The 16,289-nt window shown below is 40.8% G+C and carries 14 protein-coding genes and 2 riboswitches; of the genes, 1 reads left to right on the top strand and 13 read right to left on the bottom strand.

Going from position 1 to position 16,289, the window contains the following annotated elements; genetic code table 11:
* Positions 1–343: 343 nt before the first annotated feature.
* From V7K35_RS21160 to V7K35_RS21215, 12 genes are all read right to left on the bottom strand, one after another.
* Positions 344–907 carry a pentapeptide repeat-containing protein gene (locus tag V7K35_RS21160; RefSeq protein WP_298909169.1) on the bottom strand — a complete coding sequence of 188 codons (564 nt, stop codon included), beginning with the start codon at positions 905–907 and terminating at the stop codon, positions 344–346.
* Between the two features lie 562 nt (positions 908–1,469).
* Positions 1,470–3,224, bottom strand: a complete 1,755-nt coding sequence (locus V7K35_RS21165; RefSeq protein ID WP_335081305.1) for a serine/threonine protein kinase — start codon at positions 3,222–3,224, stop codon at positions 1,470–1,472.
* Between the two features lie 123 nt (positions 3,225–3,347).
* Positions 3,348–3,536 (bottom strand): 30S ribosomal protein S21, encoded by a 189-nt coding sequence (gene rpsU / locus V7K35_RS21170; RefSeq protein WP_012407716.1) that lies wholly within the window; start codon positions 3,534–3,536, stop codon positions 3,348–3,350.
* A gap of 111 nt (positions 3,537–3,647) precedes the next feature.
* Positions 3,648–3,968 carry an RNA recognition motif domain-containing protein gene (locus V7K35_RS21175; RefSeq protein ID WP_273762368.1) on the bottom strand — a complete coding sequence of 107 codons (321 nt, stop codon included), beginning with the start codon at positions 3,966–3,968 and terminating at the stop codon, positions 3,648–3,650.
* Between the two features lie 1,016 nt (positions 3,969–4,984).
* Complete coding sequence (locus tag V7K35_RS21180) at positions 4,985–5,998, bottom strand: ABC transporter ATP-binding protein (protein WP_335081307.1); 1,014 nt, start codon at positions 5,996–5,998, stop codon at positions 4,985–4,987.
* Positions 5,995–7,083 (bottom strand): iron ABC transporter permease, encoded by a 1,089-nt coding sequence (locus tag V7K35_RS21185; protein WP_335081309.1) that lies wholly within the window; start codon positions 7,081–7,083, stop codon positions 5,995–5,997. Before V7K35_RS21185 ends, V7K35_RS21180 begins: the two co-directional genes overlap by 4 nt.
* A 2-nt stretch (positions 7,084–7,085) precedes the next feature.
* On the bottom strand, positions 7,086–8,321 hold the full coding sequence (locus tag V7K35_RS21190) for an ABC transporter substrate-binding protein (RefSeq protein WP_442939750.1): 1,236 nt from the start codon (positions 8,319–8,321) through the stop codon (positions 7,086–7,088).
* A gap of 22 nt (positions 8,322–8,343) precedes the next feature.
* Positions 8,344–8,486: riboswitch (cobalamin riboswitch) on the bottom strand.
* A gap of 239 nt (positions 8,487–8,725) precedes the next feature.
* Positions 8,726–8,995 carry a hypothetical protein gene (locus V7K35_RS21195; protein WP_335081311.1) on the bottom strand — a complete coding sequence of 90 codons (270 nt, stop codon included), beginning with the start codon at positions 8,993–8,995 and terminating at the stop codon, positions 8,726–8,728.
* Entirely contained in the window at positions 8,962–9,426 is a 465-nt protein-coding gene (locus V7K35_RS21200; RefSeq protein WP_335081313.1) for a hypothetical protein, read from the bottom strand. Before V7K35_RS21200 ends, V7K35_RS21195 begins: the two co-directional genes overlap by 34 nt.
* Entirely contained in the window at positions 9,413–10,468 is a 1,056-nt protein-coding gene (gene cobW, locus V7K35_RS21205) for a cobalamin biosynthesis protein CobW (protein ID WP_335081315.1), read from the bottom strand. Before cobW ends, V7K35_RS21200 begins: the two co-directional genes overlap by 14 nt.
* A 377-nt stretch (positions 10,469–10,845) precedes the next feature.
* Positions 10,846–10,988, bottom strand: a riboswitch (cobalamin riboswitch).
* A gap of 437 nt (positions 10,989–11,425) precedes the next feature.
* Positions 11,426–11,692 (bottom strand): hypothetical protein, encoded by a 267-nt coding sequence (locus tag V7K35_RS21210; protein ID WP_335081317.1) that lies wholly within the window; start codon positions 11,690–11,692, stop codon positions 11,426–11,428.
* Positions 11,693–11,924: 232 nt separating this feature from the next.
* The gene (locus V7K35_RS21215; RefSeq protein WP_335081319.1) at positions 11,925–12,926 is read right to left on the bottom strand and encodes a methyltransferase domain-containing protein; all 1,002 of its coding nucleotides are present in this window, start codon (positions 12,924–12,926) and stop codon (positions 11,925–11,927) included.
* 445 nt (positions 12,927–13,371) lie between these two features.
* On the opposite strand from V7K35_RS21215, the gene V7K35_RS21220 reads away from it, so the two are divergent.
* A complete protein-coding gene (locus tag V7K35_RS21220) occupies positions 13,372–14,535 on the top strand; it encodes a PIN domain-containing protein (protein ID WP_335081322.1) in 1,164 nt (387 codons plus the stop codon).
* 160 nt (positions 14,536–14,695) lie between these two features.
* On the opposite strand, the gene V7K35_RS21225 is transcribed toward V7K35_RS21220, so the two are convergent.
* On the bottom strand, positions 14,696–15,787 hold the full coding sequence (locus V7K35_RS21225; RefSeq protein WP_335081324.1) for a hybrid sensor histidine kinase/response regulator: 1,092 nt from the start codon (positions 15,785–15,787) through the stop codon (positions 14,696–14,698).
* Between the last annotated feature and the right edge of the window lie 502 nt (positions 15,788–16,289).

The raw sequence follows: 16,289 nt of genomic DNA on the forward strand, positions 1-16,289 counted from the left end.
AAAGTCAGGACAAGGTGAGCTTTTGAAGGACTTTTTGGGAATCAGATAACTTGTGTGTACACAGTAGCTTAAAAAGCAGGGAACCAAAGAGCCAACTTTTTAAGGGGGTTGGCGGATCTCTTCTGCATAAGTCCTATTCCTAACTCCTATAGGACTTACGCAAAAATTGCCAAAAAGCTTAATTTATCGAACCGCCAAGACGCCAAGAGCGCCGAGAATTCGTAGAGTGTGCGTAAGTCCTATCCTAATCTAATGACGCCACTTGCTTCTCCTAAGGGAGACGCGCAAGGGACAAGCCAGGGAACCCGGACAACACAGTGGCTCCCCAATCCCCCATTGCTAGTTATTTTGAGTAGCAGGTTGTGCCTCGAGTATTTTCGGGTTGGAACTCGTTACATTCTCTGGGATTTTGACGCTCTAACGACCAGCCATAGGGCTTGTCGGAGGTGACAACACCATTAGCTAGAGTTGTTAGTCGAAAGTTAGCTCCTCGAAAATTAGTAAACTGCAATTTGGTATCTTTTAAGTTTGCTGCTTCCAAATTGGCGCTGATCAAACCGGCATAAGACAGATCAGCATTTTCCAGGGATGCTGATTTCAAATTTGCTCCTGTTAAGGAAGCACCACTGAGATTCGCCGAATTCAGAATCGCACCTTCTAAATTTGCGCCGGTGAGATCGGCATTCGTGAGATTAACTTGAGATAATGTAGCGCTGCTCAAGTCAGCCCCTCGCAAATTTGCTCCAGTTAGATTCAGTCGAGTTAGGTCAGCACCACTCAAATTACACCGGGGACAGGCACTTGTTGCCTTCAACTGATCCAAGTCTAGCTGATTTAAGGCAAGGGCCTGCTCTGCAAACCCAAAACAAGCTAACAGGACGACGGTAGCAACAATTTTAAGTTTCATATTTTACAGATATTTACAAAAATGACAATTTACGCACATTGCATACTGTCATACTTAATAATATGCTTCCCAAAAGAACAACAGGGATGAAGCATTGATTAAGAACCTGTGAAAATAGTATAAATTCTGATGGTAAGACTACTCAAACTGAAATATAGATTATAGAATCGAATCGTAAGCAACTATACCGAACCTTTTATAGACTACCACTTATGTGATCCCCCTAGCTCGATGAAAAATGCGACTAGGGGGATCTTGTTTTTAGGTATTGGGCATGAGGTGAAGCATTGATTAAGAAGCTGTGAAAATAATATAAATTCTAATGGTAAGACTACTCAAACTGAAATAGAAATTATAGAATCGAATCGTAAGCAAGTATACCGAACCTTTTATAGACTACCACTTATGTGATCCCCCTAGCTCGATGAAAAACGCGACTAGGGGGATCTTGTTTTTAGGTATTGGGCATGGGGCATTGGGCATTGGGCATTGGGTATTGATTATTTCTCCCTCATTTCCCTCATCTCCCTCATCCTCCCCTGCCCTTGTGCCCCTGCCTTCTTCACCGCCATCCTAAAAGGCGCAATCCAGGCACAATTAGGTAGTAACTCACTCCTAACCAGAAGCTGATCAAGAAGCCCACAGAACCAAAAAAAGTCAGAGGTAAGTATAACTCTGACCAGGCTGGTTGACTAGAAAATTGGAAGATCGATGGTGCTAACTTCAAAAGAATCAAAACTGCATAGGCGATCGCACTGCCAAAGGCAGCGAACACAGCGTACACTATGTGATGGCTGCGAAGACCTAAACTCAAGGTGAGTAGGCAAACTGCCACTAAAATTACTGCCACTAAGCCCTCGCCGCTGTCTTTTGGTGTGATTAATTGCAAAATCAACCAGCCAAAGCCATAGCTAATCATGCCCATCAGCGACGCCACTAAAAAGCGCCGCCGTTGACCAAAACACCCAGATACTGTTAGTCCCCATGCGGTTCCCCAGCCTGCTGCGATGAACACCAAAATATCTGCCCCGAAGACTGGTTGAGTATTTGGCACTAATTGGTTTAGCTGACTCAAAATCAATTCCACAACCTGACGACCTAAGCTGGTGCGATATGCCAAAATAAAACCAGCGATCGCACCAAAACAAGCGCCGATACTAGTCAGGATCATCGCCCAAATCGTCGCTAAACAAGCTTGGAAAGTTTTGATGATTGCCTGAGCAATAAAAATAACGGTTTTAGTTACAGCTTGGCTAAAGTTAGCTAAAGCTTGTTTAATAGCTTGTGTTAGTAATCTAAATCTCTGGGAAGCTTGCGTTGAGGCTTGCTTAACGTTATCCCGTAGTTGGAAAAATAACCCTGACGGCGGTAATGGTCGAGAAATCTTCGCCAACCGTCTTTGAATCATAGCTGCATTTGCTGGACGCGATCGCACATCCTCCTGCACCATTTCATCAAGCAAAGAAGCTAGTTGCGGGTTGACATTTACCGCAGTTCGCCAGCGCAATTTCCCTGTTTGCTGATCTTCCAACTCTAACGGATATTTGCCTGTTAATAGTTCAATCACCGTTCGACCGAGGGCATAAAAATCAGCACTTGGCCCGACAATACCTCCAGTCACTTGTTCTGGTGGACTGTAGCCAGAAGAAAATAATCGGGTGGAACTAGAGTGAGAACGTAGCTTAGAGGCGCTAAACTGTTTTGCTCCTCCAAAATCAATTAGTACCACGCGATCGCCCTCTATTTGCTCTTGAAGCGGGGTTACAGATGGCGAATCCAACATTAAATTAGAAGGTTTGATATCGCGGTGAATAATCTGACGTTTATGTAATTCCTGTAAAATCTGTACAGCTTGGGCGAACCAGTTTAAAACCAAATCCTCTGGACACCCTTGGGGAAACTTTTTTAATATCTCCTCTAAAGTCCGCCCATTGATTTTTTCCATTACCAAACAAGGCAGTTGGTGTGGTTTGGGATTAAACAATTTTACGTGAAAATACCCATCGGCATCAACTTTGGGGACGCCTGGATGCTGCAAGCTAGATAAAACTGCCGCCTCTTGGGTAAATAATTCCAGTGCCTTTGGTGAATCTTCTACCAACACTTTTAGCACTTTTTCGGTTTGAGTTTTTTCATCCCAAACCGTGTAAATTTGAGCAAATCCTCCCGACCCTAAAGGCTGAAGTGGAACATAGCGGTCTAACAACTCTAGCGGTGCGCCACAGCTGTTACAAAATTTGTTTCCCCAAGGCTGAGGATAAGGACGTTGACAATCAGGATTTATGCAGTGAACCGCACTCTGAGTGATGTGGGACACAACCGCTACAATACAAAGGCTGACTTGATTTTAGCGTTTCTTTAGGTTTCCTGATTTTAAAATAGGCAAAAAGAAAACCCTCATAGATTTTATGAGGGGATTCGTTTATATGTATGTCAGTCCTTAATTACGAAAACTTCTCTTACTTTGCCTGTGTTTGGCAACTTCTTTGCGCTTGCGTTTTTCTAAGGGCGTTTCAAAATGACGATGTTTTCTCATGTCTGGAAAAATTCCAGCCTTGGAAACTTCTCGCTTAAATCGTCGTAAGGCTGACTCGATGTGTTCATTGTCACCTACAATTACTTGGGTCATTATTTCTCCTACTAAGTTGACTTCATCAATAGCTATGCAGGCAGTAGCAGTACAAAAAAAAGACAGACTCTTTGTCTGACCTTAAGACTCTTGGTAAATTTTTTTCCAAGGTTAGTAGCGGGAGCGTCCGCCACCGCCACCGCCGTATCCTCCTCGGTTACCACCAAAGGAACCTCTATCACCTCTGTCTTCTTTAGGTTTAGCCTTATTCACTTTCAGGTCACGACCCATCCACTCAGCACCGTCTAGAGCTTCAATGGCAGCTGTTTCTTCGGCTTCAGTTCCCATTTCCACAAAAGCAAAGCCTCGTGGACGACCAGTTTCACGGTCAGTAGGTACTTGAACCCGCTTTACAGTACCATATTCTGCAAAAATACCACTTAAATCCTCTTGTGTAACGTCATAAGAGAGGTTACCTACATAAATTGACATCGATTCTCTCCAAAATCATCACTGTGTAGAGATTTTAATTTCTCTGAGAAGTCTGTAAATACTAAAAGGAAAAAGCCCTTCAATACTAAAATCAAAGACATCACCGAATTAACTCTCCTAAATCTAGGATGACATAGGAGCCAGCTCTCTGCATCCAGTAGATAGTTAATCAGTGATGCGATCGCACCTACGCGATCGCCTCCCCCCACCTACCCTAAGTACAGCCCATTGCAAAAAAGGTTTGGAAATGCAAGAAGATAAATTCTGTAGGGTGATAAAGGAAATCAGACATGGAGGGGCGCATCTTTAATATCCGAATTGAACGTTTGACTGCATTAACCATAAAGCATTACTTCCAAATTTTAATATGAAAGGCAAAGTCAGGCAACAAATAAAGGCTATGTCGGCTTGTACTTCTTTGGATAACCAGCTATGAAAGCAACTGCGGTCTTCTCCCAACTTGAAGGAGCATCGTCCAAAAGTTGGGGAGCAAGTGGCGTGAGAGGCTAAGGGTTGAACTTCTCCTATGGCCGCGGTTACGCAAACGATGGTTTTTAATTTTTTTATGACATTTTGGCTATGTCTCCTTATCATCACCTTTCCAAGCTGTTTCCAATTCGGCTTTGACAACTTGAACGGCCTCATGTTTGCCTAGTGCCTGCAAGCCAAATAGAGAATGCCCATTATGGGGATACTTTTTTAAACTCTCTATAATCACCCTTAGCCAAAAGCACACTGCCCAGAGATTCCCGCGTGAGAAAGTGGAAGTCTGGTGATTCTAGGTAATCAAGTCCGGTATGATTTGGGTTACATTTTAGAACAGACTCCGAAACAGAATTAAAACTTGTCTAAAAGTAATATATAAACATTGCAACGCTTTTTTAGCAAGCAATAACTAATCAACTGCAATGATTACCATTATAACATAAACTTATTTGTGCATTTACTACTCTTGCTACTTCCTTTTATAGCCATCCACTAGTACAAATTTTGATAACGTTTATGGGACAGCATTTCTATAAACAATCCAAAAATTTAATCATTTCATACAACGAATCATGAGTGTATACACTCTGGTTGTTTGTGATTTTCCACAAAACTTGTTTAGATTTTGTTATCACTTTTACTGAGATTGGTAAGCTATTGTTATTTTGATTAACTTGGAAGCCTGCACGTTTTAAAGCACGAATAGTCCACACAGACGCAATCCCCTCACCTATTAAATTAATTTCTCCTTTGTAGGATGTATGGAGATGAAATTCACCAGAAGCAACATCAAACTCTACACCTTCACTATGGAAAGTATCAGCAAATGCACCATTCAATACCAAATCTTCCGGTGCCCCAACGTGTAAAAGACCATTAGTTGATAATAGCCAAACTTTATCTGCAATCCGCAAAGCTAAATCTAAATCATGGGTAGAAAGGAGAATTGCTTGATTAGTTTCCCGTACTAACTGGCGCAACAATTGCATAATTTCTACCCGTCGCGGTAAATCGAGAAATGCTGTTGGCTCATCAAGTAACATAACAATAGGTGATTGAGCCAAAGCACGCGCAATCATAATTTTTTGACGTTCACCATCACTTAATTCGCTAACTTGGCGTTGTGCTAAGTGTACTGCTCCTACAGATTTAATTGCCCAATTGACTATAGCTTCATCTTGGGGTGTCAAATTTCCCCACCAGTCAGTGTAAGGATATCGCCCCAAACTCACCAAGGTGTAGGCTGATAGCATTCCCACATCAACTTTCTCAGTCAGTACCAAACTCAGACGTTTAGCTAAGTCTTGTGGTGCTAATTTGTAGACATTATCTCCCAAGAGTCGCACTTCGCCTGCAATTGGTGGTTGCATTCCGGCAAGCGATCGCAGTAATGTAGATTTACCTGCACCGTTGGGGCCAAGTAAGCAAACTAGTTCTCCAGCTAAGAGAGATACAGAGATATCCGATGCAACACACCGAACAGTTTTTCGGGATGTCTTGTAACCAATAGTCAAGTTGTCAGTTGTTAAAATCGCATCATTCATGAGGGAAAAGATTTTTGGGAATTACGCCGCAGAATTACCCAAGTGACAACAGGAGTTCCAATTAAAGCGGTGACAGCATTTAAAGGTAAAACTATCTGACTTACCCAAAGTTGGGAAAACAAATCTGCAATTAGCGCTAATATTGCACCCATGATTATTACACTAGGGATTAATATTCGATGATCGGAAGTATTGAACAGACTACGACACAGATGGGGAATTGCCACACCTAAAAATGCTATAGGGCCACAAAAAGCGGTAATTCCACCTGCTAATATAGATGCACTAGTAATAATAGAAAATCTGGTTTTTTGCACCGTTAAACCTAGACTACGTGCATAAGATTCACCAAGTAAAAGTGCATTTAAAGATTTTGATTGCAATACTGCTAAAAATAAACTTAAAAGTATAACTGGAATTAAAACAACTAACTGTCTCCAAGTCACCCCAGCAAAACTACCAAAAGTCCACATAATATAACTTTGAATACGTTCTTTTGAACTAAATTGGAGCAGTATACTGACAATTGCACTCGTAGCATAGCCAAACAATAAACCTAAAATCAGTAGCGTCATTGTGTCTTGCACTCGGCGAGAAACAACTAACATCATTCCTAAAACTGATGCTGCACCGAGACTTGCAGCTATGACTAAACCAAAATCACTAATTATTCCCAAATCTGCTAATAATGTTGGTGTCGTAGCACTTGCTGTCAGCAGAACTAACGCTACACCTAAACTTGCACCAGAACTAATACCTAATACAAAAGGCCCTGCTAAGGGATTTCTAAATAAAGTTTGCATTTGCAAGCCACTCACACCTAAAGCTGCACCGGATAAAGTTGCAGTTAAAGCTTTAGGTAAACGAAATTTGAGAATAATATTAGCCCATGTCGCTTTTTCTATTTTTTGTCCTAGCAAAACTTTGACTACTTCATTAATAGGAATATCAACTGAGCCTAAAGCTAAGTCTAATAAAAAGGCAAATATTAAACCTATTAGCAAACTTGAGAACAGAATACTTTTTAGAGTCAGAGCTTTTTGGCTTAATAAGGTAATTGTAAATTTAGTTTTTTTAATTAACATTATTAAATAAGTTTACGATAATAAAATAGTTGATGATTAGGTAATATATCTGAATGCAGTATCTTAAGTAAGTCAGATAAAACAACATCTGGGTTACTAATACCATCTTCCCAGTAATCATTACCCCCATTTTCATTGACACGGGCATTATTATTATAAAGATTTCCCTGTTTCACAGCCTTAAAATCAGCATAACGATTATCTTCAGCAACTAAATCTTTTAAATTATTCCAAGATTGGCTAAAATTCAACCAGTAGTCAGCATTGGCTGCACGTTCCAAAACGACTTCAAAAGATAAAGGTAAACTACCAGATGATTTATCATTACTCCACAGGTAGTTTGCTCCTGCGTCAGCCAGATATTTTGCTACGTAACTTTTGCCTCCAGGCATATACCAAGTTCCTTTAAAGTTAAATCCAACAAATACAGTCGGGCGATTCTTTGCAGATTTAGCTTTTTGAGCTATTTGTTTATATTTATAAGCAATTTCATTGAATATTTTTTCTGCTTGTTCTTCTTTATTAAAAAATAAAGCCGTAAATTTCAACCATTCACTTCTTCCCAATGGTGTGTCTTCCATATATTCGGCATTTATCGCCACTTTCAAACCTGCCTCTGTGAGTTTGGCATAGCTATCAGTTTGGGAATTTCCAGTACCATAAGTTGTTACCAAGTCAGGATTTAATTCTAATAATTTCTCTATATCCACATTGTCATTCTTACCTATTTGTGATACTTTCCCAGCTTTGATTCTTTCTACCACATCAGGAGTATTTACTTGCTTACTATTACTAACGCCAATCAATTTATCAACTACTCCTAACTTTGCTAAGTGCGGTAAATGAGTAGTAGAAAGAGAGACTATAGAATTTACTGGTACTGTAATTACCTGTGTTTGATTAAATCCTTGTGGCGTCGGAGTTCCACATTGAACTAGAACATATTGAAAACCTGTCTTAACATTTTGCCAAGGATTTTTGATGGTGACTATTTTGTAATGTTTGTGATATTCTACTGCCAAGCCTGTGGCATGAGTAATTTTGATTTTAGTTGGGAAGTAATCAGTATTTTGCTCGTATTTTTGAATACAATTATTGATATTATTTGTAGATGTGTTGATTGCTGTACTATGACAAGCAATGATAAAAGTGACAATTAATAAGAATTGACTCGCGCTTACAGCAATACGAAAAACCAGCTTTCTATTACGAAAAAGCCGCGCAACTATAGCCATCATCCGTACCTCGCAGATGGTGTGAACAGTAAGTTAACCATCGGCGGGCATCCTGACTCAAAGACTAAAGCCTCTTCACAGTTGCGGGACAGCGTCGGATTTACACCGGACTTTCCCCCTTGCGTCTAATGGCTGCTCCCCATCAGAACCGACCTCTGCATTGGAGCATATTTTGAAGCGTGCTATCTGCAAAAGCAACAAATTTTTAAGAAGTATAGGACTCACGCACACTCTACGAATTCTTGGCGCTCTTGGCGTCTTGGCGGTTCGATAAATTAAGCTTTTTAGCAATTTTTGCGTAAGTCCTGAAGTATATCGCTTGTACGGGTTGATAGAGTTACAGGTGAAGCAAGGATTGATAGCGATCGCTCTGGCAAGTTCAGCAAATTCTTAATACTAATTCACTTTCAATAAAGCAACAGATTTAAAACAAGGAAACCTAAATAAACGCTAAAATCTTGGCGTAAACCTAAGTTGGCAGTGAAACCAGGCGTAAAGTTAATTTCATATCTAGCAAATAGCGCCCCTTGACTAATACTATCGTCGTAAGTAACTATTTTTGTATTAATAGAAAAGTCGGTGGAAGTGCGATCGCCACATTTTGGTAGCGAGTAGGTTTGAGCATTGGCAAATAAAGTAAGTTTTAGGGCATTAAGCTTGGTTGAAATTCTGACCAACGGTTGCAAACTTGTTCGTAGCAATCGGGTGGAGTAATTTTTAGTTGATGTAAGAAATTAACCTCAATCTGAGGTTCAGCCTTTAGCACCAGAAGAATATCTTGATGGGGATTGTATGTTGCGATCGCTGGGAAAATTGATGAAATCATGGATGAGCAGATTGATTGCGATATAGCTCCGCAATCTTGAAACGATCGCAAGTAAAACATAATCAGATCAGAAGGCAGAAATTGGAGGGTGAAGGGAACTGTATCAAAACTTGTAATTGTCGGGTGAGTAACTTGAGTATTCACATCACAAATAACCACTCCCCGCCCAAATAACTGAAATCCCTTCCATCCTGTGTAACCGATTACCAGTATATTGTTATGGATAAAGCTGTTTTGCCAGTAACCAAAATTTCCTTGCCAAACACTATTAGAAGGTCGCATTCATTTCCTCCCCCAAGACAATTGACTCAATGCGAACCTGCTCAAGCTCCCGTCCAATCAACACTAATCGCGTTTGACGGGGTTCCTGGGGTTGCCAAGTCCGGTCATAAAAGTAGTCAAATCGATTACCAACACCCTGTAATACCAGACGCATGGCTTTATTCGGAACTGCTACGAATCCCTTAATTCGATAAATTTCTTGCTGTTGTACCAATGTTTGCAAGCGTTTAACCAAGACAGCAGGCTCAAATGCTTGGTCTAGCAGTAGTTGCACTGCATTAATCCCTTCATCATGTTCGTGTTCGGCTTCGTTGTCGTGGTGACTGGGACGACTATCTAAGTTATCTTCTACCGCAGCGTTGAAACCGAGTAACAAATTGCTACTGATTTTACCGTCCTGGCAAGGAATAACTTTTACACCAGGAGATAAGTTCTGCTTTAGCCAATCCTGCACTCTAACTTGCGTTTGGGAATCAACGCGATCGCTCTTAGTCAGCAATACTAGATCAGCACAAGCCAGCTGATCTTCAAATAGTTCCTCAATCGGTGTTTCGTGTTCTATGCTAGAGTCGGCTTGTCGCTGTGCTAAGAGAGCTGCTAAATCCCCTACATATTGATTAGTTGCCAACGCTTCACAGTCCACCACAGTAATTACGCTGTCAACTGTAGCGCCTGTGCGAATCTCCGGCCAACGAAATGCTTGTACCAATGGTTTTGGTAATGCTAGTCCAGAGGTTTCAATCAACATACAGTCTAGGCTGGCGCGTCGCTTCAGTAATTCTTGCATTGCTGGGAGGAATTCTTCTTGCACCGTACAGCACAGACAACCGTTGGTGAGTTCAACAATATTACTGTTGGGGTCTTCTTCATCGTCACAAACTTGGCAATCACGCAATAGTTCGCCATCAATGCCGATTTCTCCAAATTCATTCACCAAAACAGCAATGCGTCGTCCTTCATTGTTTTGCAGTAAATGGCGAATTAACGTCGTTTTGCCTGCGCCTAGAAATCCTGTAATAACTGTGACGGGAATTTTTTGCATATAAAGTATGTTGTTTGTTAATTAAGGGAGCGATCGCAAGAAAGAAGTTTCAACCGCAGATATCATGCTGTAGAGATGTGGAATTTCCCCTCTCTACTAATTTGCGGGTGATGTGGAAGGTAATTGAATTTATGCGGCATGAACATTAGCTAAATAAGCGTATCCATCTTTTTCGTGAATAGTTACGCCAAAGATAATTAGTGCCAACGATGTCTAGGACGGGCTACGCCTACGCAATTTATACCCACAATTAACCACCGACCATCTCATAGAAAGCTGTAACCTGTAGCGTCTTGATATGTGTGGCTATGAGAATGTAAAGTCTGGTAGTTGTAGAAATCTTCATAATACTTATCTGTGCCTCGCAGATGTACAAAATTTACAAGTTAACTTCGGCGGGCATTCTGACTTACAAGGCAGGCCTTGATTACAGTTGCGGGACAGCGCCGGATTTACACCAGACTTTCCCCGTTTCCTCTAATGGCTGTTCTCCACTAGAACCGAGATTCTTTTGCATATTAACACAAAAGTGCGCTCGTGTTGAGTCATAAATGAATAAAGAGTGCTGAGTTAAAAAATCGGGTCAATTACTCGGTACTCTGGATTCTTCACTCCAATAAGTAGCGAGTACTTTCTACTTGACTCAGCATTACTGAAAAAATAGCGATCGCAATTATAAATAGACATAGGAGTGAAAATTAATTCTACGTAGACATCTAAGAGGTTGTTTGAAAAGTGGTTAACTGTGATTTTAATTGCGTTGTTACCCCCCTTAGTCCCCCCTTATGAAGGGGGGAAACAAGAAAGATCCGGTTCCCTCCCCAATATATCGGGGAGGGTTAGGGAGGGGTAAAAAGTATTTTATACATCATTATGGACTTTTAAAACATCCTCTAAGGGCATTTTGCACATTTGGGATGCTCTCGGTTTTAGAGAGGGCGAGAAATTAGCAATAAATTATTTTCCGTGAATTCTTGGTGGTTGCCCGAATTCAATAAACGATTGCCCGAATTCAATAAACGACTGCCCGAATTCAATAAACGATTGCCCGAATTCAATAAACGACTGCCCGAATTCAATAAACGATTGCCCGAATTCAATAAACGACTGCCCGAATTCAATAAACGACTGCCCGAATTCAATAAACGACTGCCCGAATTCAATAAACGACTGCCCGAATTCAATAAACAGCGGCAATAATGTTGGTTTAGCCGCGTTCAGCACTAGTTCAGTCTTTTTCTCAAATTCTGCATCTTGTTTTCTTTTACAAAATCAGAAGCTAAATGTTTAACGCTACCGTGTCATTGCTTACTTCCTTGCCAGATATAGCCACAACTTGAGGCTATATCTCCACAGCCCGGTCATCAGTCGCAGCAGTAGCCGCCGCAGGAAAGACCAATAAATAGGAAACTCAAAATTGGTCATCATGCGTAGGCGCAACCTGCCGCAGGCATCCCTACCCAACCAAGCTTGAAGGAGTTCCCTTAGCAAGGTTTCTATCCATCAATTCTGTATTCCCGTTCGCCCGTACAGCGCGGAACATTCCAAATCGACACAGCCCTGCACCAAACGCCAAACGCATCAGCAAAAACGTCGGCACCTCGCGCACAGACTTGACGAAACCAGACAGTCCATAACGCAAAAATCCGCTCGGTCGAACTACCCCTTGCCAAAGCGAATCTAACCAAGAAGGAAGCGTTTCTTGCGTCCAGTCTGCCGTAATTACCTCTCCCTCGACTAAGGAAGTTTCTGCTAAAAGCTCAGAGAATCCCTCAATGCTAGAAAAAGCTGGATGAGACCACTGATCTAGAAGTTGTCGCATCACTGGTTTCTCCCAGAAATTTAGCGGCTTTTGGCGGTCATCCCTCTGATTCCAGTCAGCTACAACCAAAACTCCACCTGGCTTTAGCACCCGCATTAATTCTCTAGCAAAAACGGTTTTATCTGGCATGTGGGGACCTGCTTCGATTGACCAGACCACATCAAAACTGGCATCTGGAAACGATAATGCCATCGCATCATCGACCGCAAACTGGGCGTTTACCTCTTGGGGCGTTAACTCCTGGGCACGCTTCACCTGAATAGGGCTAATCGTAATCCCTGTGACAGCAAACCCATAATCTCGCGCTAAAATCCGGCTGCTGCCCCCAATACCACAGCCAACATCTAAAACGGTAGTACCAGGAGGTAATTTTTCTATTCCACCCCATTTAACCATTTCATGTACAAAGTCAGATTTAGCAGCCAAAAAATCCTTCTGTCGTGGCGGCGAACCGTAATGACCGAGGTGAATGTGTTCCCCCCAATAAAACTCTAAGATGCCGTCAGCAGTCCATTGATCGTAGGAATCGGCAACTGTGGCTGAGGATTGATACTTGCGGGCAGTCAGGAAATAAGTCGCAATTCCTATTACCAAAAGCAGAAGAAAACCAATTAGAAAATATAATGAAGTTGACATTAGCAAGAGCAAATAATTCCACTACTTGCTCCATATTAAACTTCGCTGGCGTACCACTGCGTTCAAAGTCCTGTAATCTTTCAATCTCGATTAAGAACATGGGTATAAATCATTGTCGTTTTCACATCCTTGAGGATGTTATGAGGAAAATTCTGTACAACACCAAGGGATATACGGAAAAATTCTATATAACCCTCCCGTGAAGGATGATTATACGGAAAAATTCTGTGTAGTATCTAAATAAGTTTGTATCAAGAAAATTTTTGTATATTCTGACAGGAATTGCCTGTAATGCTTAATATATCTTTATCCAGAAAAAGATTATACGGAAAATTTACGTATAATAAATAGTTATGCAGCACGGTGATTGGTAAAAGAGATAAGCTAAAGAGCTTCCTTGACGTTCAAGGGTATGTTTTCCATGAATTACTTATAAGTTATAGATATGGAGCTAGATGAACTTAAAAATTTTGTTAGAGCAGGAGAGTTTGGGGCTATTACCTTAGACACGTCAATTTTTGATGCTCAAGGCTTGAGGTTGGAATCAGGATTACTTAAGCAATTGGAACAATTTCAAGATAGCTCAACAAGGCTGATTCTCTCCGAGGTAGTAAAAGAAGAGACGTTATCGCATCTCATGGGAAAAGCGAGAGATGCACAAAAGGAAATTGAAAAGTCTTTGAAACAAGCTAGAGATCATTGGCGGGTTGAGGATCAGGATATTGAAGAGATAAAAAAAATAGTTTTTGGTGGGCGCGAAGCCCAGGAAATCGTATTTGAGCGATTTAATCAATTTGCGAAGTTGACATCACTAGAGATAGTTGAAGCCCAAAACTATGTGATGGTCGGCGACTTAATACAAAAATATTTCAAAGCAAGACCTCCGTTCTCGGAAACAGGAAAAAAGAAAAATGAGTTCCCTGATGCCATTGCTCTGATGTCATTGGAGACATGGGCAAATAAAAATCAAACAAAGATTATTGTTGTCACATCTGATAACGATTGGAAAAGTTTTTCTAAAGGCTCTGACAGGCTGATTGCTATTGATGATTTTGCAGGAGCTTTAGGGTTATTTCAGCTTCAAGATGCTGATGATATTTGCAAATATCTATCAGAAAAGTATGAAAAAGGTGAACTAGAGAATGTAAAAGAAGCTATCTCTAATGCTCTGGAATATCAAATGAGCGATCTTGAAATTTATCCAGAAGTGAGTTCCTCATATATGTATGAACAGGATTCAACAGAAGTAACTTTGAACGGATTTGAATTTAACTTATTCGAGTCTCCGAATTTAATATTTAGACCAGTTAATTTTGATGATGATAGCTTAGTGGCTGAATCGAAATTATGCGTTGATGTCAACATTGAATGTAACTTTTCGTTTTATATTTACGATTCTATAGATAAGGATGAAGTTCCATTTGGAAGTGGTAGTGCAAATCTTCAAACTAATTTAGACGTAGATATTTTAGTTTCATTTGTAGGCAGTTTGGACAAAATTGGGGCAGAGGTTGAAGTGGATGACGTTGAAATTGAGATTAAAAAACTTGATGCAGTTGATTTTGGCGAGATTGAGCCAGATTGGATGGGTGAAGACTATGATTACTGAAACTGAAATTGACTAGTTGCAATGGCTACCTTTTTCAGGCGCAATGCTTGCGGTGTTCTCGTTGCGATGGCGTACCCGCCCACTGTAGGCGATCGCTAACTCGCCTCACTAGCTGACACAGATTGCGTAGGCGTAGCCCGTCGTAGACATCGCTGGTGTCTTAGTTTTCACCAGCTACAGGTAGACGGATAGTGAATGTACTACCCTGCCCTGGTTCAGATGTCACATCGATTGTGCCTTGATGTGCTTCAATAATACAGCGAGATAGATATAGTCCCAAACCACTACCAGAACGCTGGTGTTTACCTTGGCGAAATCGCTCAAATAATATTGCCTGGTCTTGTTTAGAAATTCCCGGCCCCGTATCTTGGATATCAATAGTCACATCTGCTGGAGTAAAATGGCTATGAATATCTACAGAACCTTTGTCTGTAAATTTGATGGCATTGCCGATGATATTTGTCAAAACTCGCCGCAGTTCTACGCGATCGCCCATGATGGTGCTTGCATCACCTCTATCAATATTTACAACTAATCCTTTTTCTTCGGCTAAGGGAGTTAATTCTTGGGTAACTTCACTAACTAATTCCTGAATATTGCAGGGAGAAATTTTTAAGGTTTTACAGCCCGCCTCATGACGATAAACTTCTAACAAGGTATTTACCATTTCCAGCAGGTCTTGATTGCTGCCAATCATGGTATCAATTATTTCTTGCAATTGTGGCGAAACTTCGCAAAACCTGCCTGACAGCAATAATTTTAATACGCGGTTGGAGGCTACCAGTGGTATGCGTAAATCGTGAGTAAAACGCGAGACAAAATCTGTCCGCAGGTTAGCCATCTGATCTCGTTCGTCGATACTATGTTTGAGGCGCAGGAGCGATCGCACTCGTGCATGTAATTCATCAGGATCGAATGGTTTACGAATAAAGTCATCTGCACCAGCATCAAGTCCTTCAACAACGCTAGACTCATAGTGAGCCGTGAGCAGCAGAATTGGGATAAATGGCAACGCCGGATTCTGTCGGATACGTCGAGTAAATTCATAGCCATCTACCTCCGGCATCATCACATCTAACAGAATTATGTCTGGTGGTGACTCCTCAACCATAGTCAGAGCAATTTTGCTATCTTCTACCAAGTGAATCTCATAGTCCTTATCTTCTAGGACTGCTTCTAATACCAGTAAATTGTCAAAAACATCATCGACAACGAGAATTTTATCTTTTTTAACAGTTTTAGTTAAAGACATGGCTAAATAAAAAAAGAAGTGCTTGGCTATCCCTAGCAAATCTAGTAATAGCTTACTTTACCAGCGGTGAGATTATTAAGGATTGACATTTTCCTTTAAAGTTTCCCAAATTAAATATCTGAGAATTATACGTAATTACACTGCCCCTTTAATAAAAAATGTATTTATTAAAGAATATTACTTTTTTACAAGTATCTTATCTGTCCGATTATCCAACCAATATCTCTGCCTGGATGCTAGGGTGAGGTAGTTTAGTCCCTTTTATGTGCGTCATCCTAGCCACTGCAAGGGCAACTATTTAGTAGTCACCCACTCTTGCTTGTTAACTAGGGGATTTTCAGGGAGTTGTTTACCATAAAACATTTATCCTCAAGTAAATGTATAAAAATATTTTTTGCTCAAATTATATTGCCATATCGAAACTCTTGCTTTAGAAAAACTTCCGAGATAAGGTTATTTATGTCTAATGGTAGATGAACTTAGGGGAATAACACCAAACGCA

This window comes from Nostoc sp., from assembly GCF_036917275.1.
Lineage (GTDB): Bacteria > Cyanobacteriota > Cyanobacteriia > Cyanobacteriales > Nostocaceae > Nostoc.